Origin of the sequence: Microbacterium sp. S308A+, from assembly GCF_049800815.1 — a bacterium.
Taxonomy (GTDB): Bacteria; Actinomycetota; Actinomycetes; order Actinomycetales; family Microbacteriaceae; genus Microbacterium.
Genome location: NZ_JBNAFT010000004.1, coordinates 45952 through 71190, shown reverse-complemented (window position 1 = coordinate 71190; position 25239 = coordinate 45952). Strand labels below are relative to the sequence as shown.

The 25239-nt window shown below is 70.7% G+C and carries 23 protein-coding genes; 6 read left to right on the top strand and 17 right to left on the bottom strand.

Annotated elements, in window-relative coordinates; genetic code table 11:
- Positions 1–88 precede the first annotated feature (88 nt).
- The 4 genes from ACP15J_RS11595 to ACP15J_RS11580 form a co-directional block, all read right to left on the bottom strand.
- Positions 89–1159 (bottom strand): alpha/beta hydrolase, encoded by a 1071-nt coding sequence (locus ACP15J_RS11595; protein ID WP_424937153.1) that lies wholly within the window; start codon positions 1157–1159, stop codon positions 89–91.
- Positions 1160–1262: 103 nt separating this feature from the next.
- The gene (locus ACP15J_RS11590) at positions 1263–1682 is read right to left on the bottom strand and encodes an RbsD/FucU family protein (protein WP_424937152.1); all 420 of its coding nucleotides are present in this window, start codon (positions 1680–1682) and stop codon (positions 1263–1265) included.
- A gap of 252 nt (positions 1683–1934) precedes the next feature.
- Positions 1935–2897 (bottom strand): aldo/keto reductase, encoded by a 963-nt coding sequence (locus ACP15J_RS11585; protein ID WP_424937151.1) that lies wholly within the window; start codon positions 2895–2897, stop codon positions 1935–1937.
- Positions 2884–4182, bottom strand: coding sequence for an L-fuconate dehydratase (locus ACP15J_RS11580; protein ID WP_424937150.1), 1299 nt, complete (start codon positions 4180–4182; stop codon positions 2884–2886). The genes ACP15J_RS11585 and ACP15J_RS11580 overlap by 14 nt, the downstream gene beginning before the upstream one ends.
- Before the next feature lie 146 nt (positions 4183–4328).
- On the opposite strand from ACP15J_RS11580, the gene ACP15J_RS11575 reads away from it, so the two are divergent.
- From ACP15J_RS11575 to ACP15J_RS11565, 3 genes are all read left to right on the top strand, one after another.
- Positions 4329–5189, top strand: coding sequence for a fumarylacetoacetate hydrolase family protein (locus ACP15J_RS11575; protein WP_424937149.1), 861 nt, complete (start codon positions 4329–4331; stop codon positions 5187–5189).
- The gene (locus ACP15J_RS11570; protein WP_424937148.1) at positions 5186–5947 is read left to right on the top strand and encodes an SDR family NAD(P)-dependent oxidoreductase; all 762 of its coding nucleotides are present in this window, start codon (positions 5186–5188) and stop codon (positions 5945–5947) included. The genes ACP15J_RS11575 and ACP15J_RS11570 overlap by 4 nt, the downstream gene beginning before the upstream one ends.
- 442 nt (positions 5948–6389) lie before the next feature.
- A complete protein-coding gene (locus ACP15J_RS11565; RefSeq protein WP_424937147.1) occupies positions 6390–7388 on the top strand; it encodes a hypothetical protein in 999 nt (332 codons plus the stop codon).
- A 285-nt stretch (positions 7389–7673) separates the two neighbouring features.
- Here ACP15J_RS11565 and ACP15J_RS11560 read toward each other — a convergent pair whose 3' ends face one another.
- Positions 7674–8354 (bottom strand): FadR/GntR family transcriptional regulator, encoded by a 681-nt coding sequence (locus tag ACP15J_RS11560; protein WP_424937146.1) that lies wholly within the window; start codon positions 8352–8354, stop codon positions 7674–7676.
- 69 nt (positions 8355–8423) lie between these two features.
- Between ACP15J_RS11560 and ACP15J_RS11555 the strand changes: the two genes are divergently transcribed.
- From ACP15J_RS11555 to ACP15J_RS11545, 3 genes are all read left to right on the top strand, one after another.
- Positions 8424–9302 (top strand): amidohydrolase family protein, encoded by an 879-nt coding sequence (locus tag ACP15J_RS11555; RefSeq protein ID WP_424937145.1) that lies wholly within the window; start codon positions 8424–8426, stop codon positions 9300–9302.
- Between the two features lie 93 nt (positions 9303–9395).
- Entirely contained in the window at positions 9396–10451 is a 1056-nt protein-coding gene (locus tag ACP15J_RS11550) for a PLP-dependent cysteine synthase family protein (RefSeq protein WP_424937144.1), read from the top strand.
- A 68-nt stretch (positions 10452–10519) separates the two neighbouring features.
- Positions 10520–11032 carry a glycine cleavage system protein R gene (locus ACP15J_RS11545; protein ID WP_424937143.1) on the top strand — a complete coding sequence of 171 codons (513 nt, stop codon included), beginning with the start codon at positions 10520–10522 and terminating at the stop codon, positions 11030–11032.
- A 147-nt stretch (positions 11033–11179) separates the two neighbouring features.
- On the opposite strand, the gene ACP15J_RS11540 is transcribed toward ACP15J_RS11545, so the two are convergent.
- The 12 genes from ACP15J_RS11540 to rlmN all read right to left on the bottom strand — a co-directional run bounded on the left by ACP15J_RS11540 (position 11180) and on the right by rlmN (position 25125).
- Positions 11180–11674: a VOC family protein gene (locus tag ACP15J_RS11540; protein ID WP_424937142.1), complete on the bottom strand. Its 495-nt coding sequence runs from the start codon at positions 11672–11674 to the stop codon at positions 11180–11182.
- 46 nt (positions 11675–11720) lie between these two features.
- Complete coding sequence (locus tag ACP15J_RS11535; protein ID WP_424937141.1) at positions 11721–13259, bottom strand: sugar ABC transporter ATP-binding protein; 1539 nt, start codon at positions 13257–13259, stop codon at positions 11721–11723.
- Positions 13260–13268: 9 nt separating this feature from the next.
- Positions 13269–14570 (bottom strand): sugar ABC transporter substrate-binding protein, encoded by a 1302-nt coding sequence (locus ACP15J_RS11530; RefSeq protein ID WP_424937140.1) that lies wholly within the window; start codon positions 14568–14570, stop codon positions 13269–13271.
- 62 nt (positions 14571–14632) lie between these two features.
- Positions 14633–15643 carry an ABC transporter permease gene (locus tag ACP15J_RS11525; RefSeq protein ID WP_424937139.1) on the bottom strand — a complete coding sequence of 337 codons (1011 nt, stop codon included), beginning with the start codon at positions 15641–15643 and terminating at the stop codon, positions 14633–14635.
- The gene (locus tag ACP15J_RS11520; protein WP_424937138.1) at positions 15640–16011 is read right to left on the bottom strand and encodes a cupin domain-containing protein; all 372 of its coding nucleotides are present in this window, start codon (positions 16009–16011) and stop codon (positions 15640–15642) included. Before ACP15J_RS11520 ends, ACP15J_RS11525 begins: the two co-directional genes overlap by 4 nt.
- Complete coding sequence (gene lsrF / locus ACP15J_RS11515) at positions 16008–16898, bottom strand: 3-hydroxy-5-phosphonooxypentane-2,4-dione thiolase (protein ID WP_424937137.1); 891 nt, start codon at positions 16896–16898, stop codon at positions 16008–16010. Before lsrF ends, ACP15J_RS11520 begins: the two co-directional genes overlap by 4 nt.
- Entirely contained in the window at positions 16891–18495 is a 1605-nt protein-coding gene (locus tag ACP15J_RS11510; protein ID WP_424937136.1) for an FGGY family carbohydrate kinase, read from the bottom strand. Before ACP15J_RS11510 ends, lsrF begins: the two co-directional genes overlap by 8 nt.
- Positions 18492–19517 (bottom strand): NAD(P)-dependent oxidoreductase, encoded by a 1026-nt coding sequence (locus tag ACP15J_RS11505; protein WP_424937135.1) that lies wholly within the window; start codon positions 19515–19517, stop codon positions 18492–18494. Before ACP15J_RS11505 ends, ACP15J_RS11510 begins: the two co-directional genes overlap by 4 nt.
- Before the next feature lie 33 nt (positions 19518–19550).
- Positions 19551–20363, bottom strand: coding sequence for a GntR family transcriptional regulator (locus ACP15J_RS11500; RefSeq protein ID WP_424937134.1), 813 nt, complete (start codon positions 20361–20363; stop codon positions 19551–19553).
- A gap of 347 nt (positions 20364–20710) precedes the next feature.
- Complete coding sequence (locus tag ACP15J_RS11495) at positions 20711–21724, bottom strand: aldo/keto reductase family protein (protein ID WP_424937133.1); 1014 nt, start codon at positions 21722–21724, stop codon at positions 20711–20713.
- A 134-nt stretch (positions 21725–21858) separates the two neighbouring features.
- Complete coding sequence (locus ACP15J_RS11490; RefSeq protein ID WP_424937132.1) at positions 21859–23793, bottom strand: DUF4407 domain-containing protein; 1935 nt, start codon at positions 23791–23793, stop codon at positions 21859–21861.
- 105 nt (positions 23794–23898) lie between these two features.
- Positions 23899–25125 carry a 23S rRNA (adenine(2503)-C(2))-methyltransferase RlmN gene (gene rlmN / locus ACP15J_RS11485; protein WP_424980952.1) on the bottom strand — a complete coding sequence of 409 codons (1227 nt, stop codon included), beginning with the start codon at positions 25123–25125 and terminating at the stop codon, positions 23899–23901.
- Positions 25126–25239 lie beyond the last annotated feature (114 nt).

Below are 25239 nucleotides of genomic sequence, written 5' to 3'. Positions count from 1 at the left end.
GGCGTGGACGCGGCCCCGGTCCCGGCCTGGCGGCCGCCCTGGGCCCGCGACGCCGCCGGTCGCCGACACGGTCATCGGCGCCGCCGTCTCAGCGCGCTGTCACACGCCCGAGATAGTCCAGCGTCTGGGCGAGAGCCTCCTGGGCCTCGTCGGTGTCGAGGTGGAACTGGTACTCGTGGGGCAGCGCAGGCTCATGCTGCGCAGGCCAGAACGCCGTCGTCACGTCGACGCCCAGCTCGCGCAGGCGATTCGACATCGGGATGCTCTGCAGCCAGGTGAGGTCGTCGCCGTTCCCTCCGCTGACATACGTGGGAGGGAAATCCTCGGTGACGAACTCGATCGTCGACATCGTCGCACCCGAGTACTCCGCCGACCAGCCCTTGGTGCCCGTGTAGGCCCAGAGGGAAACCTGGAACCCCCAGGCGAAGATGCCGTTGAGCTCGGCCATGGCGCGGAGGTCGTACACGCCGCAGTTGAGGATCACGCCGACGAGCTGTGACGGCGGGAGAGCCGGGCGGATCCCGAGGAGGTCGGAGTAGTCCTTGTTGGTCACGAGCGTCGCGAGCTGGCTGGCCAGCTGCGCGCCGGCCGAGTCCCCCGCCAGGACGATCCGCTCCGGATCCACACCGAGCTCGTCGGCGTGCTCAAGGATGTACGCGAGCGCCGTGTTCAGCTGGATCACGGCCGTCGGGTACGTCGCCTCCGGCCCCAGGGTGTAGTTCAGGGCGATGCCCGTGTATCCCTCCGCGGCGAGGATCTGGAGGTACGGGTCGACGTTCGCCGCAGACCCCGATATCCAGGCGCCGCCGTGAACCCAGACGACTGTCGGGAGTCGTTTCCCTTCCTGCGCCGTGGTGTGGAGGTTGAGCGTGGCATCGGCATCGTCGCCGTACTTCACGTCCTTCATCGTGCGCAGCGGCTCGTCCGGGACATGCCGGAGCATCTCGGCGGTCGTCGCCGCGCCTCCCTGCTCGAACACGGACCGGATGACCATCGCCGAGGGCCACGGCGTCAGCGACAACACGATCACCGCGGCCAGGACGACAACCGCCAGCCCGCCGCCGACGAACGAGAGGACCCGCCTGGCTCGCCCCGGCCGTCTCTGTGTCGGGGGCCGCTCGTCCGTCGCGAGATGGCGCTGCGGGGGATCAGACGTCATGGTTCCTCCTGGGGAACAGCGGCACCGGGGGGGCTGGTGCCGTCGGGGACCAGTGTGCCACGGGCGATGCCGGAGGCCGGGGCACGGCCGGTCGCGACCGGCCTCAGGCCGAGGGGTGACCGACCACGCCCTTGCGCAGCGACGCGTTCCCGTATTTGCGCGTCTCGCCGGTGCGGACCAGGAGATAGGCCCCCTTGGCCACGTCGTAGTACGCGAACCGCTCGACGAACCGGGTCGTCGGCTCTGCGGTGCCGGCGGCGGCCATGAGCTCCCGCTGCACGTCGAGCACCGCGCCGTCGGCCGAGGCCATGAGGTCCATGCCCGGCGCGTCGTCCAACGGCAGCACGGAGCGGATCGCGGCTACGACCTCCGGCGTGGTCGTCCCGGGGAGGTCGATCACCCGGTCACCCAGGGCCCACGCGGGGAAGTGCGCATCCGCGACGACGACGGCGTCGGAGTGCCCCATCCGGTCGAGGTGCAGAAGCAGCTCACCGGTGAGCAGCGGGTTGATCCCTTCGAGCATGCGTCCATTCTCCTTCGTCTCTGTCCGCTTCGTCTCTGTCCGCTTTCGTCCCTGTCCGTTTTCGTCCCTGTCGCCCGTGCCCGCCCCGCCTCGCCTCCGCTCCGGCCCCGCGGCCCCGTCCCGCTCGCCTCCGCCTCACCTCCGCGCTGCGTTCCCGTCGCGATTTCTGTCGCTATCTGCGCGAAATGCCGACAGAAATCGCGACGGGAACGGAAAGGCGAGGCCAGGAAGCTGGACGGGCGACGGGAGGGCTCAGGCGGGGATCAGCTCGTCGGCGGCGAGCTCACGCCACAGGTCGCCGGGGATCGGCAGGGCGGCGTACTCCGCGTTCTGCCGAAGCTGCTCGGGCCGGCTCCCCCCGACGACGACCGAGCGGACCAGCGCCGACCGCAGGGGGAACTGCAGCGCTGCAGCCGGCAGGGGCACGCCATAGGAACGGCAGACGTCGGCGATCCGCACGAGACGACCCCAGAGCTCGTCCGGCAGCGACCCGTACTCGTATCGGCCGTCGCGCCGCGGCTCGCTCTGGGCGAGCAGACCCGAGTTGAAGACCGAGGCCGCGACGATCCCGGTGCCGCGCTCGGCGCACGCGGGGAGCACGTCGGCGGCGGCCGGCTGCTCGAGCAGCGTGTAGCGCCCCGCGACCATGATGAGGTCGAGGTCGGCGGCGCGCACGGCAGCGGCGAGCGCCTCGGAGACCATCGAGCCGATCCCGATGGCGGCCACCTGGCCGTCGGCGCGCAGCGCCTCCATCGCGGGGAAGGCCTCGCGCAGGGCAAGGTCCAGATCGTGCCGCTCCGGGTCGTGCAGGTAGAGCACGTCGATGCGCTCGATCCCCAGCCGCTCGCGCGACTCCTCCAGGCTCGTCCTGATCCCCTCCGCCGAGAGGTCCCACTCGCGGCGGAGGTCGTCGGGCACGTGGAAGTCGTTCGCGGTGTCGAGGCCGCCGGCGGCGTCGGGGTTCGGTCGGAGGAGACGACCCGCCTTGGTCGACAGCACGTACTCGTCGCGGGGCTTGGTGCGCAGGAACGCGCCGAGGCGACGCTCCGACAGCCCGAGGCCGTAGTGCGGGGCGGTGTCGTAGAAGCGGATCCCGCTCTCCCAGGCCGCGTCGAGCACCGCCCAGGCCTCGTCGTCGGTGAGCGGGCGGAAGAGGTTCCCGACGTTGGCGGCGCCGTAGCCGAGGGCGGGGACGGTCAGTTCAGCGTGCGGCAACGTGCTCGCCCTTCCACTCGTAGAGCTCACGGCTCTCGGCCTTCATCTCCATGCCGTTGCCCGGGGCGGTGGGAGCCATGTAGGAGCCGCCGCGGATGTCGGTGGGGACCACGAAGTGCTCGTGCAGGTGGTCCACGTACTCGATCATCCGCCCCTCGCGGCTGCCGCTGACGGCCACGAAGTCGAACATCGACAGGTGCTGCACCGCCTCGCAGAGCCCCACGCCCCCGGCGTGGGGGCAGACCGGCACGCCGAACTTCGCCGCGAGCAGCAGGTTCGCGATGTTCTCGTTGACGCCCGCGACCCGGACGGCGTCGATCTGCATGACCCCGATCGCGTCGGCCTGCAGGAGCTGCTTGAAGATCATCCGGTTCTGCGCGTGCTCGCCGGTCGCGACCCTGATCGGCGCGACGCCCCGGGCGATCTCGGCGTGCCCCAGCACGTCGTCCGGGCTCGTGGGCTCCTCGATCCAGGCCGGCCGGAACTCGGCGAGCGCGTTCACCCAGGCGATGGCCTCGGCGACCTCCCACCGCTGGTTGGCGTCGATCGCGATCGGGAAGTCGGGGCCGCACACCTCGCGGGCCTTGCGGAACCGGCGAATGTCGTCGTCGAGGTCCGCACCGACCTTGAGCTTGATCTGGGTGAAGCCGTCGGCGATGGCCTCGCGGGCCAGGCGCTCGAGCTTCTCGTCGGAGTAGCCGAGCCAGCCCGGGCTCGTCGTGTAGCCCGGGTAGCCGGTGGCAAGCAGCTCCCGCTCCCGCTCGACGCGGCCGGCCTCGGCGTCGCGGAAGATCCGCAGCGCGTCATCGCGGGTGAGGGCGTTGGAGAGGTAGCGGAAGTCGACGAGGTCGACGAGCTGCTCCGGCGTCATCCGCGCCAGCAGCTGCCAGAGCGGGAGTCCCGCGCGCTTGGCCTTGATGTCCCACAGCGCGTTGACGACCGCGCCGATCGCCATGTGCATGACGCCCTTCTCGGGGCCCAGCCAGCGCAGCTGGGAGTCGCCGACGAGCTCGCGGAAGGTTCCGCCCATGTCGTCGAGGAGCGGTTCGGCCTCGCGCCCCACGAGGTGGGCGGCGAGGGCGTCGATCGCGGCGACCTGCACGTCGTTCCCGCGGCCGATCGTGAACACGAAGGCGTGGCCGTCGATCCCGTCCGCGGCGTCGGTGCGGATCACGACGTAGGCCGCCGAGTAGTCCGGGTCGGGGTTCATCGCGTCCGATCCGTCCAGGCTCAGGGACGTGGGGAAGCGGATGTCGCTGGTCTCCAGCGCGACGATGCGGCTCACGGTGCTCCTCACTCGGGCGGATCAGCCGAGGAGCGGCGGATCGCGGGGACACTTGGAGTGTAAACATCCGATGTCTATACTGTCAACGCAGGCGCCACCGACGGCGCGGCAACGGAACGCCCGGGCGGGCGCCGAAGGGAGAACCCATGAAGTTCGCGCGGCTTGGCGCATCCGGAGCAGAGATCCCGGCCGTTCTGGTCGAAGGACACTTCTACGACCTGCGCTCCGTGACATCCGATGTGAACGGCGACTTCCTCGCCGACGATCCGGTGGGACGCACGCAAGCGGCCCTCGCCGCGGGCACGCTCCCCGAGATCCCCGGCGCCGGCGACCTGCGCATCGGCGCGCCGATCGCCCGGCCCAGCGCGGTCATCTGCATCGGGCAGAACTACGCCGCGCACGCCCGCGAGTCCGGCGCCGAGCCGCCCACCGTGCCCATCCTCTTCCTGAAGACCCCGAACACCGTCGTGGGCCCGAACGACCCGGTCACGATCCCCCGCGGCAGCGACAAGACGGACTGGGAGGTCGAGCTCGGCGTGGTGATCGGCGCCCGCGCGTCCTACCTCGACTCGCCGGAGGAGGCCGCAGCGCACATCGCCGGCTACGCCGTCGCCAACGACGTCTCGGAGCGCACGTTCCAGATGGAGGTCTCCGGAGGACAGTGGTCGAAGGGCAAGATCGCCCCGGGCTTCAACCCCACCGGCCCCTGGCTCGTCACCCCCGACGAGGTGGACGTGCAGAATCTCCGCCTGCGCAGCTTCGTCAACGGCGAGCCGCGCCAGGACTCGAACACGAACGACATGATCTTCACGGTCGCCGAGATCGTGCACCACCTCTCGCAGTACGTCGCGCTCGAGCCGGGCGACCTCGTCCTCACGGGCACTCCCCAGGGCGTCGCCTTCGGCGGGAGGTTCCCGTATCTGAAGGCCGGCGACGTCGTGGAGGTCGACATCGAGGGCCTGGGCGGTCAACGCCAGGAGTTCACCGCATGGAAGGCAGGACGATGACCGGGCAGAACCGCGAAGTGGAAGGACTCGTTGCCATCGTGACGGGCGGCGCCTCCGGGATCGGCGCCGCGATCGGCGCGCTGCTGCACGCCCAGGGAGCCCGGGTGGCCGTGCTCGACCGCGACACCTCGCACGCCGACGAGCGGTTCGCCGCGTTCACCGCCGACGTCTCCGATCGGTCGAGCGTCGAGGAGGCCGTCGCCGCCGTGGCCGAGCGCTTCGGCCGGATCGACATCGTCGTCAACAACGCCGGGATCGGCGCGCAGGGGGACGTGACGGCGAACGACGACGACGAGTGGGCACGCGTCCTCTCCATCAACGTCACCGGCATCGCCCGCGTCACCACCGCCGCCCTCCCCTGGCTGCGGAGGTCTCCCGCCGCCGCGATCTGCAACACCGCGTCGATCGCCTCGACCACGGGCCTCCCGCAGCGGGCGCTGTACAGCGCGTCGAAGGGCGCCGTCGCCGCGCTCACCCGCGCGATGGCCGCAGACCACCTCCGTGAAGGAATCCGCGTCAACGCGGTCAACCCCGGCACGGCGGACACCCCCTGGGTCGGCCGCCTGCTCGACTCCGCCTCCGACCCCGCTGCCGAGCGCGCAGCGCTGGAGGCCCGGCAGCCCCACGGGCGACTGGTCTCGCCGGAGGAGGTCGCCGGCGCCGTCCTGTACCTGGTGAGCCCCGCCTCCGGGTCCACCACCGGCACGTTCATCGAGGTCGACGGCGGGATGGCGCAGCTGCGCCTGCGCCCGGAGTAGCTCGCCCGGGCCCGGCCGCGTCCGTCGAGTCGGTCCTGCCGGTCCCGTCAGCACGATCCGACCCCGCCGGTCCCGCCCTCGCCGACGACCCGCTCTCGTCCTGAAATCTGTCGCCATCCTCCGCTCCCGTCGCGAAAACTGTCGCAAAGCGAGCCTCGAAGCGACGAACTTCGGGACGGGAGCGGACTGCGGCCCGCCCACAGGCCGGCATACCGCCAGGTGAGGCAGACCGCCAGGCCGGGGAGGCCCCCCGGGCGAGACGGATCGGGCAGCGAGACGGATCGGGCAGCGAGACGGGAACGGAACAGGGTCCGCCCACGCACAACGGGCGGTCCGCGGGGCCGAGACGGACGGACCGGGAGCAGAGCGCCGGAGCGATCACGGCTCCTCCACATGTGGACAAACGCCAGGCCAGGCGCGCCGGCGATGCCAGAGTTCTGGGATGAGAAGACCGGAGGAGCTCCCGGGGCACATCGGGGCGCGGTTCAGCGTGCGGGACGCCCTTCGCGCCGGCGTCTCCCCGGAGCGCCTCAGGCGCGACGATCTGGCACGTCCTTTCCCCGGCGTCCGCATACGCCTCCCGGCGGAGCCTTCGACGACCGGCGGCGGCGCCACGGACTCGCCGCCGCGTGACCTCTACGCCCGTCAGACGGGCGAGCGGCTGTCCCGGATTCGCGCCTACGCCCCTCGCCTCGGTCCGGGCCAGTTCCTCAGTCATGAGTCTGCGGCCGCGCTCTGGGGCGCGCCGTTGCCGCTGGTGCTTCGCGACGGCGTCCCGGTCGACGGTGGGACCCTCCCGGTCCATGTCAGCACGTTCGGCACCGCGTCGCTCGTCCGCACCTCCGGGGTCCGCGCACATCGCGCTCGGATCGAGACGACCGCCGTCCACATGCTCGACGGGGTCCGCGTCTCGTCTCCGGCGAGCACCTGGGCGTCGCTGGGGACGCTCCCCCTCGTCGACCTCGTCGCGCTCGGCGATCATCTCTGTCGCGTCTGGCGCAGACGGCCCGGACGGCCTCAGCCCGACCGTCCCGCGCTCACGACCGTCGAGGAGCTTCGCCACGTGATCGCGTCCGGACGCCGGGTCGGCGTGGGCCGCCTCCGCGAGGCGGTCGAGCTCGTGCGGGAGGACTCCTGGTCTCCGCGCGAGTCCGCGCTGCGCTGCCGGATCGTGCTCGCCGGCCTTCCCGAGCCGGAGCTGAACCACGACGTCTACGACGCCTCCGGACGCTTTCTCGCGTGCGTAGACCTTGCCTATCCGTCGCGGAGGATCGCGGTCGAGTACCACGGCGTCGTGCACCACTCCAGCTATGCACAGGACGTGGAGCGGATCGCGAGGCTTCGAGCCGCCGGCTGGATCGTGATCGAGGTCACCGCTTCGCTGTTCGCCGCCGACGACGAGCTGATCCGCCGGATCCGCAGCGCGCTCCGCACCGGCTGATCGCCATGAGACCGGTGTCTCCCGCCGCTGCGGGCGGCCCGTGTCCAGATCAGCCAACGTCCGGACCAGCCTGCGCCCGTGACCAGCCTGCGTCGTCTCCTCACTCCCGTCCCGAAATCCGTCGTTTCCTCCCGCTCCCGTCTCAAAAACTGTCGCTACTTCCCGTTCAGAGCGACAGATTCTGCGACGGGAGCAACCGACGAGGTGAGCGAGCCGGACCGGGACACCAGGGCCGGGCCAGGGGGCAGGCGCCGGGCCAGGGCAGGGGCAGGGCCGCCTGGCGGCTCAGGCCTGGACGGCCTGGCGCAGCCAGCGTTCCACACCCGCGATGTGCGCGGTCGCGAGAGAGGTCGCCAGGGCCGGATCGTGCTGCGCGATCGCGTCGGCGATGGCGCGGTGCTCGGAGAGCGTGCGCTCCACGGCGCCCTGCTCGGTGAGGCCGCGCCAGATCCGGGCGCGGACGGTCTGGCTGGACAGGCTCTCGATGAGGCTCGCGAGATAGCCGTTGCCGGTCATCCGCACGACCTCGCGGTGGAAGCGGCTGTCGTGCGCGACGAGATCGTCGATCGTCACCGATGACGAGTCGATCCCGTCGACCTCGGCGTGCAACGCCGCGATCGCCTCATCGTCACCGTGCGTCGCAGCCAGCCCCGTCGCCTGCGACTCGAGCATCCGACGTACGGCGAAGAGCTCCAGCAGCGAGTCGTCGTCGTGCATGTCCACCACGAAGCTGATGGCCTCCAGCAGCAGATCCGGCTCCAGGCTCGTCACGTAGGTGCCGTCGCCGCGGCGCACATCGAGGACGCGGATCACCTCGAGGGCCTTGACGGCCTCGCGCATCGAGTTGCGGGAGAGCCCGAGGCGTTCGGCGAGCTCCTTCTCCGGCGGCAGCCGGTCACCGGGGCCGAGCTCGCCCGACACGATCATCGCCTTGATCTTCTCGATCGCCTCGTCGGTCACCGCCATAGCGCACATCCTAGCCAATGATCGGATGTCTCCTTCGACGCGGGCGTGCGGATGGGAGAGGATGGCGATATGCACGCGATCGACTCGCACCTCCACCTCTGGGACCCCGAGCACCTCGACTACGCCTGGCTCGACGGGCCTCTGCAGGCCCGGTTCGCCGCCGACGACCTGGCCGATGCCGGGATCAGCGGCGTCTCCCCCGGCGAGGCGGTGTTCGTGCAGGCGGAATGCGCGGAGGAGCAGTTCCTCGACGAGGTGCGCTGGGTCGCCGCCCATGCCGCACGCACGGGCGTGCGGGGGATCGTCGCGGGCGCCCGACTCGACCGCGGCTCGCAGACCTCGGATCATCTCACGGCGCTGGACGGGCTTCCGCTGATCGTGGGAGTCCGGCACCTGCTCCAGGGCGAGCCCGACGGCTACGCCACGTCCCCGGCGTTCCTGGAGGGCGCCGCGCTCGTCGCGGCCCGTGGCTGGGCCTTCGACGCCTGCGTGCGCGCGCGTCAACTCCCAGACGTGGCCGCTCTCGCCACCGCGCTTCCCGACCTGCGCATCGTGCTGGACCACCTCGGCAAGCCGGAGGTCGGAACCACCGCCGCCCCCGTGACGCCGGCCGCCCGATGGGTCCGCGATCTCCACGCCCTCGCAGCGCGCCCGAACACCTTCTGCAAGCTGTCCGGCCTTCCGGCCGAGGCCGGCGGCGCGTGGGACGCCGACCAGGTCACGCCCTTCCTGGACGCCGCCGCCGACGCCTTCGGACCCGAGCGCCTGATGTGGGGCAGCGACTGGCCCGTCTCCGCGCTCGCCACCACGGGATCGGGCGGCGTCGTGTACCGCCCCCAGGAGCGCGACGCATGGTTTCACACGGTCGCGGACTGGGCGCAACGGCGGGGGCACGACATCGAGGCCATCATGCACGGCTCGGCCGCCCTGGCCTATCGCCTGCCCTGACCCGTCCGCCCGCCGCGTCCGCCACCGTGACAGACGGCGTGACGTTCTCTCCCCCGGCCATGGCAAGGAGACCCGCCCGGGTACTGTCGAGGCATGAGCGACTGGGTGAATGCCGCCGTCCGCAAGCTCGAGGCGGATGCCAACCGCAGTGCGGACACGCATCTGCACCTGTTCCCGCTGCCGCCCGAGTGGGGCATCGACCTGTATCTGAAGGACGAGTCGGTGCATCCGACCGGGTCGTTGAAGCATCGTCTCGCGCGGTCGTTGATCCTGTACGGGCTGGTGAACGGGAGGATCACGGAGGGCACGACGCTGGTGGAGGCGTCGAGCGGGTCGACGGCGGTGTCGGAGGCGTACTTCGCGCGGATGCTCGGGCTGCCGTTCATCACCGTCGTGCCGAGGACCACGAGCCAGGAGAAGATCGACCTGATCGAGTTCTACGGCGGCCGCTGCCACTTCGTCGACAGCGCACCGGAGATGTATCCGGAGGCGGAACGCCTGGCCGCGGAGTGCACCGGACACTACCTGGACCAGTTCACCTACGCCGAGAGGGCCACAGACTGGCGAGGGAACAACAACATCGCCGAGAGCGTGTTCAGCCAGCTCGCCGCCGAACGCCACCCGATCCCGTCCTGGATCGTCGTGGGCGCGGGAACCGGGGGCACGAGCGCCACCTTCGGCCGTTACGTCCGCTATCGCCGGCACGACACCAAGGTCGCCGTGGTCGATCCCGAGGGCTCCGCCTTCTACGGCGGCTGGAAAGACCGCAACCCCCGGCACACCACCGGCACCCCGAGCCGCATCGAGGGCATCGGCCGCCCCCGGGTGGAGCCGTCGTTCGTCCCCTCGGTCATCGACGAGATGATTCCGGTGCCCGACGCCGCCTCGATCGCCGCGATCCGCCTCCTCAAGGACCGCACCCTGCACTGGGCCGGGGGATCGACCGGCACCAATCTCGTCGGCGCGTTCCAGCTCATCGCCCGCATGCGCGCCTCCGGCCAGGAGGGAAGCGTGGTCACCCTCATCTGCGACGGCGGCGCCCGCTACCTCCACACCTACTACTCCGACACCTGGGTCGCCGAACAGGGCTGGGACCTCGCCCCGCACCGTGCGCAGATGGAGCGCTTCCTCGACACCGGCCGGTGGTGACCACGGGAGGCGACCACGACGGAGACCACAAGGGTGACCTCCCGGACGCCGCTCGCTACGCTGGCCGCATGACCACTCTCATCCTGACCGTCGTCGGCTCCGATCGCCCCGGCCTCGTCGCCGCCGTCGCGGACGTCGTCGACGCACACGGAGGAAACTGGGAGAACAGCCGCCTCGCCGAGCTCGCCGGGACGTTCGCCGGCGTGATCGAGGTGTCCGTGGCCGACGAGCGCAGCCAGGAGCTGCGATCCGCCCTGTCCGGGCTGGACAGTCTGCTGACCGTCGCCGTCCACGCGGGCGCGGAGGCGGTGACGCCCGCGGAGGCGGAACAGCAGCTCACGATCCAGGTGATCGGGAACGATCGGCCGGGCATCGTCCGCGAGATCTCCGGCGCGCTGAGCGGCCACGCCCTCAGCATCGAGAGCATGACGAGCGAGACCCGCGAGGCGGCGATGGCCGGCGGGCGCCTCTTCGAGGCCGAGGTCATCGCGACCCTGCCCGCCGACGCCGACCCGGAATCGGTGCGCGCGGCGCTGGAGCGGATCGCCGCCGACCTCCAGGTCGACATCGCCGTCGCCTGACACAACCAGTTCGCCGGATAGAAGAAACTCTGTCGGCCCGGATGTCCGATCTAGGCCGACAGAGTTACTTTGACCCGACAAACAATGCCGGAATGACCGAACGTCAGGCCGGCGGTCAAACCAGACGCGGATCGGCCGTCGCCGCGCTCACCCGACGATGCGCGTGGGCTGGATGTCGATCGCGTGCCCTGTGCCGCTCTCGATGGTCACCCCGAGCGTGTCCTGCGTGTCGAGGTAGTAGAACTCGATGTCGGCCCCGGTCTGACCGCCCATGACCTTCTCCGCGCCGACGTCGGCGATGAGCTCGTCGGAGTCCTCCTTCGAGTGCTTCATGATCGCGATGTGCTGCACCCCCTCGCCGTGCCGGTCGAGGAACTCCTGATAGATGCTCTCCCCGCCGGTGGGCTGGATGAGCTCGAAGCCGATGCCGCCGACCATCGTCTCGGCGCCGATCATCGTGAACTCCGCCGGCTCGCCGCGCAGGTGGGCGTCGTGCAGCAACGGCGCCTCATACTCGAACACCTTCCACGGCCCCCACCCCAGCCGCTCGGTGTACTCCTTCATCGACCGCTCGATGTCGCGGACGACGATGCAGATCTGGCTGATCTCGTGCTTCGGGCTGTTTCCCGTCGTCTCGGTCATTGCATCCTTCTCTCTCGGTTCTCTGGTTCTGTCCTGCGGGGTCCGGTCACACCATCAATGCCACGACCTCCTCCTCCCGGGCCGGCGCCGAGGGCGGGGACTCCACCTCGCCGGCGACCGCCCCGTCGTGCAGGACGAGGATCCGGTCGGAGAGGCCGATCAGCTCGAGAAGGTCGTCGCTGACGAGGACGACGGCCGCGCCCTGATCGGTCAGATCCCGCAGGAGCTCGTAGATCTCCTCCTTCGCCCCCGCGTCCACACCCCGGGTCGGATTGTCCGCGACGATGACCTCCGCCCCCTCCCGAAGCCACTTGGCGAAGACGACCTTCTGCTGGTTGCCGCCCGAGAGCGTCCGGACGGGCTGCTCGAGCGCCCTGCGGCGCACGCGGAGGCGGTCCGACCATTCCGCAGCGGCCGAGCGCTCGGCACGGCCGTTTCGCATCCGGGCCAGGGATCCGCGTCCCAGGGTCACCTCGTTGACGTTCTCGGTGATCGACATGCCCAGGCTCGCGCCCTCCGCATGGCGGTGCAGAGGGATGTACGCCATCCCGGCGGCCACGTGGGCGCGGACGCCGCGCCGGACGCGCTGCCCGTCCACCTCCACCGTCCCGCTCGCCGCCGTCGCCCCGAAGAGGGATGCAGCCAGCTGGCTCTTGCCCGAGCCGAGAAGGCCGCCGATGCCCACGATCTCCCCTGCACGGACCTCGAGGTCGAGCTCCTCGAGCCCGGGGGCCGCGAGCCCGCGGGCCGTGAGGCGGATCGTCTCGCCGGGACCGCACTGGCGGTCCTTGCGGTACATGTCCTCCGCCCGCTCACGGCCCACCATGAGACGGTGCAGCTCCGCTTCGGACGTCTCCGGCCCGACCTCGGCGACGAGGCCGCCGTCCTTCATCACGTACAGGCGGTCGGAGTGACTGAGCAGTTCCGGAAGGCGATGGGAGACGAAGACGAAGGAGGCGCCCTCGTCGCGGAGCGATCCCAGCAGCCGGAAGAACAGTTCCAGCTCGTGCCCTGCGAGGGCGGCCGTCGGCTCGTCCAGCAGGATCACCGGCGATGCCGCGCCGAAGATGCGCGACAGGGAGACCGCGCGCGCGATCTCGAGCAGCTGCCGTTCGCCGAAGGTGTAGGACGCGACCGTACGGTCGACGTCGATGTCGAGGCCGAGGTCGGCCATCACCCGGCGCGCGTGGTCGCGGGCACGCCTCCGTTGGAAGACCCCTGCCCGGCTGAACCGCTGCTCCGCGCCGAGGCACAGGTTCACCGACACGGGCAGCCTCGCCACCAGGCTCTGCTCCTGGAAGACCCGGAACACGCCGCTGGCGGCGCCGTCCATCAGCGAGGAGAACGCCACGGGACGTCCGTCGACGCGCACCTCGCCATCGGTGGGCCGCAGCGCGCCGCAGAGGATGTCCATGAGCGTCGACTTGCCGGCGCCGTTCTCCCCGATGAGGCCGACGACCTCGCCGGGGAGCACGCGCATCGAGACCTCGTCGAGCACCCGGTTGGTGTCGAAGACCATTCCGACACCAACCGCCTCGAGCCGCGCCGCGGTCGTCGCGGGCGTGCTCCCCGGTTCGATCGTCATGACCTCTCCTTACTTCTGCCCGAAGGAGGACGAGCCCGAGCGCGTGAGCGCGATGACGCCGCCCAACGGGTTCTCCTTGGCGTGGGACAGGTACAGCGCGGCGAGGTCGGTCACGGCTCCGCCGTCGAGGTCCTTCTTGAGAGCCTCGGGCATCACGTAGCCGCTGGGCGCCGGCTCGCCGATGCGTCCCCAGTAGTCCGCGGGGTCGATCGGGCGGAGCGGGACCTGGGTGTCCCAGGCGTCGCCGGCCTCGGCGCGCGACATCGCCTTCCAGTCGAACGGGAGCGGGTCGGCCTTGTACACGACGTCCTGGTACTTGCCCGCCGCCTCGGCCGTGTCCACCGTGAGGGAGTCCTGGAACATCATCGACTCGGCCGGGGTGTACTTCTGCCCCTTGAACGCGTCGTAGAGCCGGACGACGTTGTATCCGCCGAACCAGGACCCGTGGATCGCCACCGTGGCCGCCGCGTTGCCGCCGCTCTTCATGTCGTCGAGGAACTCGTCGATGGCGTCGATCCCGCCGACCTTCACGTCCTTCATGCCCCGATCCCGCAGCGCGTTGATGACCGCGATGGCCTCGTCGTCGTTGTGGCAGATCACCGCGGCGACGTCGGGATGGGCGGTGAGCAGGTCCTCGATCACCGGCTGGGTGGCGACGCGGTTCTCGCCACCGCTCTCCCGGCCGACGAGCTCGACGCCGGGGAACTCCTTCAGGGCGTTCTCGACGCCCAGCTGCCGCTCCTCGGCGGTGGTGTTGCCGGGCAGACCCGTGATGTGCAGGACCTTGCCCTTGCCGCCGATCTGTTCCAGCACCGAAGTGGCCATGTTGTAGGAGTCCTGCACGTTGTCGGGCAGGAAGTACCCGACGTAGTGCTCGTCGAACTCCGCGTCGGAGGGCGTGGACCAGGCCTGGTTGGAGAAGATGTTAGTGACGTAGATCCCCTGCTCCGTCGCCGCCGAGATGAGGGTCGGGGACGACGCCTGGTCCTGCGCGAACAGGAGCGCCATGTCGACGCCCTTGGAGCCCGCCTGCTGGACCTGGCTCAGCTGGGTGTCGGTCGAGTCGCCGTACACCTGGACGTCGACGTTCAGGCCGAGGGCGGTGGCGGCCTCCTTGGCGCCCTTGATGACGTCGGCCCAGTACGAGTTGTCCATGGTGGGGACCTGGACCATGACGGTCGACGCATCGGGATCGGCCGAGGCGGCGTCTCCGCCCTGTGGGCTCGCGCAGCCGGAGACGAGGATCGCGAGGGCGGCTGCCGTCGTGGCGGCGGCGACACGGACCGGTCGCCTTCTCATCGGGGTGGACATCGTGCACACTCCTTCGTGTTCGGGTTGTACTGCTTCTTTCGGGTGGCGGCATCGACCGCCCGTCATTTGACGCTGGAGAGCTCTTTGCGGTTGAGGGTCAGGGCGACGGCGGCGATGAGCACGACGCCCTTGATCGTCTGCTGCGTGAACGGATCGACGCTGGTGAGGTTCATCCCGTTGCTCAGCACCGAGATCACCAGGACGCCGAGGATGGTGCGCGTCGGGCCTCCGACACCGCCCATCAGCGACGTGCCGCCCAGCAGGATCGCGGCGAGCGCCTCCATGAGGAAGGGCTCGCCCATCGAGCCCGACGCCGAGTTCGTCCTGGTCATCAGGAGAAGCCCGGCGAAGGCGGCGAAGACGCCGGAGAGCACGAAGGCGAGCACCTTCACCCGCTCCACGTCGATCCCGGAGAGCTTCGCGACGGTCTCGGCGTCTCCCACGGCCTTCGCCCGGTAGCCGAAGACCAGCTTGCGCTCGACGAGGACCGCGACGACCAGGGCGAGCAGAGCCCAGAGCGAGATCGTGGGGATGCCGAAGAGGACGGTGCCGCCGAAGATCGCCGAGAGCTCCGGCGAGCGCAGTCCCTGGGGACGCCCGCCGGTGAGGATCAGCGCGATGCCGGCGAAGACGAACATCGTGCCGAGCGTGACGATGAAGCTCGGCACCTTGAGGTACACGTGCACGAGCCCGTTGACCAGTCCGCAGCCCACGCCCACCGCGAAGCCGACGAGCGCGCCCCAGGGGCCGATCACCCCGACCAGCATCGCCGACGACACCCCGGTGAGGGTGACGATGGAGCCGATCGACAGGTCGATGCTCCCGATCAGCACGACGAACGTGGAACCGAGGGCGACGACGAGGAGCACCGCCATCTGACGGACGAGGTTGACGAGGTTGCTGCTGGTGAGGAAGACGGGGCTGGCGACCGCGAAGAAGATCACGAGCGCGAGCAGCGCGATCACCGGGGCGAAGAGGATCAGCCGGGAGCGGAGCGTGCCGCCGCCGGGCCTCTCCCGTCGCCGCTGGGTGGTCACGGTCTCGGTGAGCGTCGAGCCGGCCGGGGCGCTCATCGCTCGTCCTCCGGCTCCCACGGGCGGTCCACCTTGTCGCCGTCCGTCCAGGGCGCCTTCACGAAGACCGCGCGGAAGGTCGCGTCGAACGGGTTGCGCACGAGGTGCTCCTCGCCGGGGCGCGCGTGGACGAGCTGCCCGGCCGAGACCACCAGGCGTTCCGAGCGGTCCAGCCAGATCTCCGCCGCGCCCTCCAGCACGAGGAAGCTCTCGGTGTGGTGCTCGTGGAGGTGGTTGGCGAAGACGTCTCCCGGGCGGAGGACGACCGTGCCGAACGCCGCCGCCCCATCCTTCGAGAGATATCCCGGCCCCCAGTCGCCGAAACGGAGCTCGGCGTCGCGGACGGTCACGATACGGTCATCGGTCATGACGACGCACCCCCTCGGGCCCGTTCCTGGTAGAGCTCGTGCGCGTCAGCGGGGTCGAGGTCGTCATGCACCACGGCGCGGACCGCGGCGATCATCGCCTCCGGCGCCTCGCTCTGGAAGATGTTGCGGCCCATGTCGACCCCTGCGGCGCCGGCGCGGACCGCGTTGGAGGCCATCCGCAGCGCGTCCAGCTCACCCAGCTTCTTCCCACCGGCCATGATCACCGGCACGGGGCACGCGGCCACGACGTCCTCGAAGCCGTCCTCGCAGTAGTAGGTCTTGACCATCTGGGCGCCGAGCTCGGCGATGATCCGCACGGCCAGCCCCAGATAGCGGGCGTCGCGCGTGAGCTCCTTTCCGACCGCCGTCACGCCGAGCACCGGGACCCCCGAGCGGTATCCGCCGTCGACCAGGGTCGTCATGTTGCGGATGCTGCGCGACTCGTGCTCGCCGCCGACGAACACCTGGACGGCGACCGCCGAGGCGTTGATCCGCACGGCGTCGTCCATGGCGAGGGCGACGTGCTCGTCGGAGAGGTCCTTGAGGATCGAGGGCCCTCCCGAGGCGCGGACCACGAGTCCTGCCGAGGTGGACGCCGGGATCGAGGTCCGCAGGGCGCCACGGGTGCCCATGAGCGCATCGGCCTTCGTCGCCAGCGGGGCGATGCCCAGGTCGATCCGCTCCAGGCCCGAGGTGGGTCCCTGGAAGTATCCGTGGTCGAAGGCGAGCATGACGGTCCGCCCGCTCTCGGGGTCCAGGATCCGGGAGAGCCGGTTCTGCATCCCCCAGTCGAGCGCGTGAGCACCCTTGATCGCGTTCGCGAAGCGAACCGCCGGGACGTCGGCATGGAACTGCTTCGCAGAACGGTTGCCGTCGAGATCAGCCATGGTGTTTCTCCTTCGTGGTTGGTCCGTGGTCGTCGATCGCCGGGCGGGCGGCGCCAGGCGGAGTGAAAAGGGCCGGAGTGCCGGCCATGACGGTCGCCGCGCGCTGCGCGTCGTACACCTCGCGCCACCGGCGGGCGGCCGCGCGGTAGGCGTCCCGCTCTCCTTCTGCGGGCACGACGGGCTCCGGCTCGTGCAGGAGAGGGGGGAGGTCGAGCCCTACGGCCGAGCCCGCGAGGCGGGCGGCGCCGTAGGACGTCGCCTCCGGAGCCTCGGTGGTGCGCGTCGTGCGGCCCGTCGCACCCGCGACGACGCGGGGCCAGAGGACTCCGGCGCTGGAGCCCCCGGTGAACGCCACCTCGCCCGAGGACGAGGCGTCTCCGGCGGTCAGCTCGTCGAGGATGCCCAGATGGGCGTCTGCCACGAAGGCCGCGGCCTCCTCGATCGCCCGCACCACGGTCCCCCGGTGGAAGCGCGCGGAGTCGGAGATGTCGAAGCCGACCAGCGCCGGCGTCGCGTGATGCCAGGCGTCGGCCTGCATCACGTCGCTGAGCACGGCGACGAGACCGTCGCAGCCGACGGGCACGTCGGCGGCCCACGACTCCATCACGTCGAAGGCGCTGACGCCGCCGCCGCGGGCGAGGTCGATCGCGTCGGGGCAGAAGGCGTCTCGGAACCACCGCATCGCGAGGCCGGACAGGAAGCCGATGCCCTCGACCATCCAGCTCGACGGCGACACGTGGCACAAGGTCCTGGTACGACGGAGGGGATCGATGACGGGCGTCGTGACGACGGCGGTCGTCTGCCAGAAGGTTCCCGCCACGATGGTGGGACGACCGGGGCCCGCGGCGATGGCGTGCAGCGCGAGCTGGGTGTCGGCACCGCCCATCACGACGGGCGTCCCCACAGGCAGGCCCGTCTGCGTCGCCGCCTCGGGGGTCACCCCGCCGATCCGGGCGCCGGGCTCGAGCACCGGCGGGAGGATGCGCGGGTCGATCCCTGAGCGTTCGGCCAGGTCCGCCGACCAGGTGCGTGCGGCCACGTCGAACAGCGCCGTGCTCGATCCGCAGGTCGGGTCGGTGAGATACTCGCCGGTGAGGCGACGGTTCACCCAGTCGCTGAGCATCCCGAGGTGCCTCGCACGCGTCAGGATCTCAGGGCGGTGGCGGGCGATCCAGCGGATCCGCGCAGGAGCGGTGATGGAGACCCAGTCCCCGCCCGTGGCGTAGATCTCGTCTGCGAGCCCCTCTGCGACGAGCTCGTCGGCCTCGACCCGCGCACGGCCGTCGGTGTTGGGGCAGGCGAAGAGCTCCGCGCCCTCGCCGTCGTAGAGCACGAAGCCCTCACGCATGCTGGAGGCCGCGACCGCGGCGATCTCCCGGCCGCGCAGGTCCGCTGTCATCTGGCGGAGCGCGGTGCACACGGCCTCCCACCCGCGCACGGCGTCGAACGCGGTCCCGCCGGGGTGGCCCGGGACAGGGGCATGGCTCCACTCGACGGCCGCGTGGGCGACCGGCGAGCCCGCCGCGTCGAAGGCGATCGCCCTGGCGGATCCGGTGCCCGCGTCGACAGCGACGACGACCGGGCTCCGCGGGTTCACAAGGACCACCTCCGCGTACGCCCCTCGGCGAAGGCGACGACGTCGTCCGCGATCATCTCGCTGCCCCGCTGAAGCGTCTCCAGCGTGGCCCCGCCGAGGTGCGGGGTGAGGACGACCTGGGGCAGGGCGACCAGTTCGCGCCAGACGCCGTCCGGCTCGTTGACGTCCATCGCGACGCCGCCGACCTGGCCCGAACGGACCGCCGCGAGCAGCGCCTGCTCGTCGACGAGGCTCTCGCGGGCGGTGTTGATGAGAAGCGCCCCGCGGCGGAGCGCCGCCAGCGCATCCTCCCCGATGAGGTGGCGGTTCTCCGCCGTCGCCCTGGCGTGCAGGCTGAGGACGTCGATCCGGGGCAGCAGCTCGTCCAGGCTCGACACCAGCTCGGCGTCCGACACCGAGGCGGGATCGACGAACGGGTCGAAGGCGATCACCGTGGCCCCCAGCGCGCGTGCCTTCGCGGACACGAGACGTGCGACGTTCCCGTATCCGATCAGGCCCAGAGTGAGCGTGGAAACCTCCCGCCCGAACCATCGGGCGCCCTCGAACGTCGACTCGGCGAGCGGCGCCCCGGACGCACGCCGCTCCTCGACGTCGTGCAGGGATGCCGGCACGTTGCGGATCATCGAGATCAGGAACCCGATCGTCAGCTCCGCCACCGCCTCGGCGTTCTTGCCCGGCGTGATCGACATCGCCACCCCGCGCTCCTTCGCCGCCGCGACGTCGATGTTCACCGGACCGCCCCGCAGGCAGCCGATCATCGACAGTCCGGGGTTCGCCTCGAGCACCTCCGCGGTGATCGGCGCCCCGTGGACGAGGGCCACGTCGTAACCCCTGAGCAAGTCGGCGACCTCGGCGGGATCCCCCTCGAACTCCCGGATGCCGGACACGTCCCAGGTCGGGACGGCTTCGGTCACCGTGCGACGGTCGACGGCGAATCCGCGGTCCGCGAGGGCGGCGGCGATCTGCTCGGCCGACATGTAGCTGTCGCCGATCGCGAGGATCTTCAGGGGGGACTCGGTCATGGGTGGCACTCCTCTTTCGTTTCTTCCGTCGTCTCAGCGGCTTCCGCCGGGGTAGCTTCCCGACGCGACGGCGCCGGGCAAGCCTTGAGCGTCGAAGCCCGTGTCCACGCTGACTCGCAGGCGGTCGGTGCGCACCGACGCCCTGGACACGTCGATCGGCACGCCCTCCTGGTCATAGGCCACGGCCTCGACCACGACCACGGGGTGGCCCGTCTCGACCTCGAGCAACGCCCCGAGGACGCGATCGGCGGTGGCCGCCTCGATCGTTCGATGCATCCGCGCGATGCGCACTCCGGTCACCCTGGTGATCGCGGCGTAGAGGCTCGCTCGCGGGTCGCGCAGATCGGGGATGATGCCGGCGAAGCGGGCCGGCATGTAGTTGACGACGTGCACGGCGGTTCGGGCGCCGACCGCCCGTACACGCTCGAGCACGAAGCCCTGCCCCTCGCTGTCCCTTCCCACCGTGGCGGCGGCCCAGGAGGGCAGGGGCTCGACCCCGGCGCGGATGATCGTGGAGATCAAAGCGCTGCGCCCCCGTTCGCCGTACTCGCCCAGAAGGCTCGGCGCCGAGGGCAACGTCCATGCCGAGGGGCCGTGCGGCGGCTCGACGAAGGCGCCCTTGCCCTGCTGTCGCGAGATGATCCCGGCCTTCTCCAGCTTGGCCATGGCCTCCCGCACCGACGTCCGGGACACGCTGAGCTCGTCGCAGAGCTGGTGCTCGCTCGGCAGGCGGTCTCCGGGGCGGAACCGGCCGCTGGCGATGGCTTCCTCGACGCCCCTCATGATCTGGAACCAGATCGGGATGTCGCTCTCGCGATCGATCGCGGGGAGAGAGGTCGTGGGCATGACGGCTACCTCGTCTTTGAGACAGTGAAGGATGCCGGCGACGCCCCCTTTTCGGGTGGGGTCGTCATCGGACTTGTCTCATCTTCACAGGCCAGGCGCATTCGGACCTAGAGACAAGTCAACCGATTTGGGGATAAATCTTTTTTTCATGGTCAATCAGGCGTTTTTTTGACCTCACCGAATCCCGCCCCCGATCGGGATGCTCACTCCCCTCCTCTCCGCACCCGACGAGAAGACAAGTTCCCGTCCTGTATCGGCCGACCGACCGCTCCCGGCTCGATCGGGCCGCGCACGACGACGGCCGACCCGCGCAGAGCGGATCGGCCGTCGGATGTCTCGGTGGGCAGTCAGACCAGACGGGCCGCCGGCGAGACCGTTTCGGTGTCGGCCGGGTCGGAGTAGACCGCGTCGCCGAGAGCCGCGTCGATCGCCGCGAGGGTGTCAGCGTCCAGGGTGACGCCGGAGGCCTTCACCGTGTCGGCGAGCTGCTCCGGTCGGGAGGCGCCGACGAGGGCCGCCGCCACGTTCCTGTTCTGGAGCACCCAGGCGATCGCCAGCTGCGGCATCGTGAGGCCCGCCTGCTCCGCGACGGGCTTGAGCCGCTGCACGGCCTCGAGGATGTCGTCCCGGAGGAAGCGCTGGATGAAGTGCGCGCCCGAGTGCGGGTCGGTGGCCCTGGACCCTTCCGGCACCGGCCGACCGGGCAGATACTTCCCCGAGAGCACCCCCTGCGCCATCGGCGACCAGACGATCTGCGAGATCCCGAGCTCCTCCGACGCGGGGACGACCTTGCCCTCGATCACCCGCCACAGCATCGAATACTGGGGCTGGTTCGAGATGAGCTGGATGCCCAGCTGCGTCGCCAGGGCATGACCGGCTCGCAGCTGCTCCGCCGTCCACTCCGAGACGCCGATGTAGAGGGCCTTGCCCTGTCGAACGATGTCGGCGAAGGCCTGGAAGGTCTCCTCCAGAGGCGTCTCGTGGTCGTACCGATGCGCCTGGTAGAGATCGACGTAGTCGGTGCCGAGGCGACGGAGGGAGCCGTTGATCGACTCCATGATGTGCTTGCGACTGAGGCCGGTGTCGTTCGGTCCCTTGGGGCCGGTGGGGAAGTAGACCTTGGTGAAGATCTCCAGGCTCTCGCGGCGCTGGCCGGCGAGGGCTTTGCCGAGGACGACCTCCGCGGCCGTGTTGGCATAGGTGTCTGCGGTGTCGAACGTGGTGATCCCGGCGTCGAGAGCGGCGTGCACGGTGCGGACGGCGGCATCGTCCTCGACCTGCGAGGCGTGCGTCACCCAGTTGCCGTAGGTGATCTCGGAGACCTTGAGACCGCTGTTGCCGAGGTAGCGATAGTTGACCATGGATCCAGGCTAGAGGCGCGAGCGTTCCGTAGGGCCGCCTCGCGCCGTCCGACCCGCTCCCGACCCGTCCTTCCCCGTTCGGGCACAGTCATTTCGTCGGGCCAACGCACGTTTGTCGGCCCGAACCGCGGAAATCACCCGACAGAGTGAATCTCGTCCGACTTAGGGACGGGGCCGGGGCTCTCGGACGAGCCCGAACCGCCAGCCGCATCCGGCCTCGCGTTGCGCTCCGCACCCGCCGGCCCGACATCCACGGATGCCCCCGCCGCGTCGGCGGCCCCGGACGACGCGGCCGCCTGCTGCGGCACCGTCGCGAGGGCCGCTCCCGCGGCTGCTCCCGCGGCGACCACCGCGGCTCCGGCCTCGGCCCCTCGCCGGGCTGCCTCGGCCTCGGCGGCGTCGGCGAACGCGCGGTCCTGCGCTCCCCGGGCGATGATCTCCGCACGCTCGCGGAAGCTCTGCGTGCTCACGCGATCGAGGTCGACCTGCTTGCGCAGCGCCGCCGTCTTCTCGTACAGCGACGGCTCGCCGAAACTGGTGAGGACCTTCACGATCACCGGCAGCAGCTCGATCATGAAGAAGAGCGCGGCGATGAGCCAGTGCGCCCAGAAGATCGTGGGCGCCTTCTCGGCCAGCCGATTGAGGCCGCTGATCTGGCTGAGCAGTCCGATGGCGCCCGCATTCCCGTCGGCGACGGCCGACGCGCGGGCGTTGTATGCGGCGAGCGCCTGATCATACGACTGGCGCGCGGCGGGGAGCTGGCTCTCCGCCTCCGTGCGGTTCTGCGCCTCCGAGGCGGAGGTGTTCTCCTTCGCCGCGGCATCGGCGGTGGCGAGCTGCTCGTTCGCGGCGCGCAGCTGCCCGGCGAGGGCGTCGTAGGTCTGCTGCGCCTGGTCGAGCTGCGCCTTGGCCGCGTCCGAGCTGGCGCCCTGACCCTGCACGCCCGTGCAGCCCGGCACCGTTCCGACGCCTTCGCCGGTCAGCTCGCACTGGTAGACGAGCCGTGCCTGGTCGATCACCTTCTGCTGTTCGGCCATCTGCGCGGTGACCTTGTCGACCGTGCTCTGCGCGGCGGACTGCGAGGCGGAGTCGGCGGAGGTTCCGGCCACGACCCCGGTGGCGGCCTGGTTCTCCAGGTCTTTCAGCCGCGCGGACGCGGCGTCGAGCGCCTTCTTCTCCGGCCCCTTCTCCAGCGCGTCCTGATCGGACTGCGCCTGCGTGATGTTGGTCGCGGCGACCTCGCGCGCGATGTCGTTGTGGAAGACCTGCAGCACGACCGGCTCCGCCACGACGAAGCCGATGACCGCGGCCATGAGCACGCGGGGGATGGCGAGGCCGATCAGCCGCCACACGTTTCGTGTGGAGGTCATGGTCGAGGTGAGGAAGCGGTCGAGGTTGAAGATGAGCGCGGCCCAGACGATCGCGAGCGGGATCGCGAGCCAGACGAGCACCTGCACGCCCGTGGTGAGGGCGAAGAACATCGACAGCGCGGAGACGAGCGCCGTGCCGAGGAGGACGAAGAACATCTGCACGAACCGCGGCGTCTCGCTGGGGACGCGGTCGAGGATCCCGCCCTCCGCCCCGCCGAGGATCGCCATGCGGCGCCAGGCCCAGCCGGGCTGACGCGGCGGCTTCGGCTCCCGCGGGGCCTGGGCCTGCCCCGCGGCCTGGGCCTGCCGCGGGGTCTCCTGCCCGTGAGGCGAGGCCGTCGCCGGGGCGCCCGCGGTCTCGGCGTCCGCGGAGGCCGAGACCATCCGGGCGATCAGCTCGGTCCTCGACGGGGCCCGCACGGAAGGGGCCTCAGCCGGCTCGGCGGCCGGTGCCACCTCCGGCTCGGCCGGTGCCGCCTCGGGCTCGGGCGTCGCCGCCTTGGGCTCGGGCTTGGGCTCGGCCGTCGCGGGCTCCTCCGCAGAGGTGCCGGGCGAAGCGGGCTCGGAGCCGGTCGGCGTGTAGTCACGGACGAAGTAGGAGTCCTCGGGCTCGGAGGGGGTGCCGGGCTCACCCTCCATCTCGAAGGCGATACGGCCCTGGGAATCCATCCGTCCAGGGCGGTGCGCGGAATAGGACATCCCTCAAACCTACGAAAGCACGGCTGGAAGATCGGTGCACGAGGCCTATGCGGGGCCAGGGGAGACCCTCTGTGAACCCGATGAGCCGCGCGGGGCCGGACGCGGTCAGACGAGCGCCGCGGCGGCCTCGTCCTCGGTCGTCGCGACCAGCTGGCCGCAGGCGCCGTCGATCTCCTTGCCCCTGGTGTCGCGGAGGGTCGTCGGGATGCCCGCGTCGTTGAGACGACGCACGAACTCGTCCTGCACCGGCTTCTCCGAGGCGGTCCAGATGGATCCCGGCGTGGGGTTGAGTGGGATCGGGTTCACGTGCACCCACCCGCGTCCGCGGGCGTTGAGCTTCTCGGCGAGCAGGTCGGCGCGCCAGGCGTGGTCGTTCATGTCCTTGATGAGCGCGTACTCGATCGAGACGCGACGCCCGGTCTTCTCGAAGTAGCCGTGCGCGGCGTCCAGGGCCTCGTCGACCTTCCAGCGCGAGTTCACCGGGATGAGCTCGTCACGCAGCTGGTCGTCCGGGGCGTGCAGGGAGAGCGCGAACGTGACGGGGATGTCCTCGTCCGCGAGCTTGCGGATCGCCGGGACCAGGCCGACGGTGGAGACCGTGATCCCCCGCGCGCTCATCCCGAGACCCTCCGGCTGCGGAGCGACCATGGTCCTGACCGCATCCATCACACGCCTGTAGTTCGCCAGCGGCTCGCCCATCCCCATGAAGACGATGTTGCTCACCCGCTCCATCGAGTGGTCATCGCGACGCTTGCCGCCCAGCTCGCCGTTCGCGATCGCGCGGTTGGCGCGCACGATCTGGTCGACGATCTCGGCGGTGGACATGTTGCGGGTGAGCCCCGCCTGCCCTGTCGCGCAGAACGGGCAGTTCATCCCGCACCCGGCCTGGCTCGACACGCACAGGGTGATCCGGCCCGGGTACCGCATGAGCACCGACTCGACGAGCGCGCCGTCGTGCAGCCGCCAGAGGAACTTGATCGTGTCGCCGCGGTCGGTCTCCAGACGCCGGACCTCGGTGAGCAACGGCGGCAGCATCCCCGCCACCAGCTCCGCCCGTTGCTCGGCGGGGAGGTCGGTCATCTCCGCCGGGTCAGAGGTGTAGTGCCTGAAGTAGTGGGTCGCGAGCTGCTTCGCACGGAAGCCGGGCATCCCCAGCTCCGTCACCTTCGCCACGCGCTCCGCGGGCGTGAGGTCGGCGAGGTGCACAGGCGGCTTTCCGCGCTTCGGGCTCGCGAACTGCAGCAGCGGGCGCCCCTCGGCGTCCTTCTTCTGCGTCCAGCCCTCGGTGGCGGGGCGCACCTGCGGGGCTCGGGTCGAACGCACCGGCGTCATCCCCTCGCCCTGCGCCGCCGTTCCGTTGCGCTCGCCGGCGCCAGGGGCCGTCGCGGACGAGCGCGAGGACGAGGAGGAGGGGATATCGGCGGGCATGAACCCAGGGTACGCGGT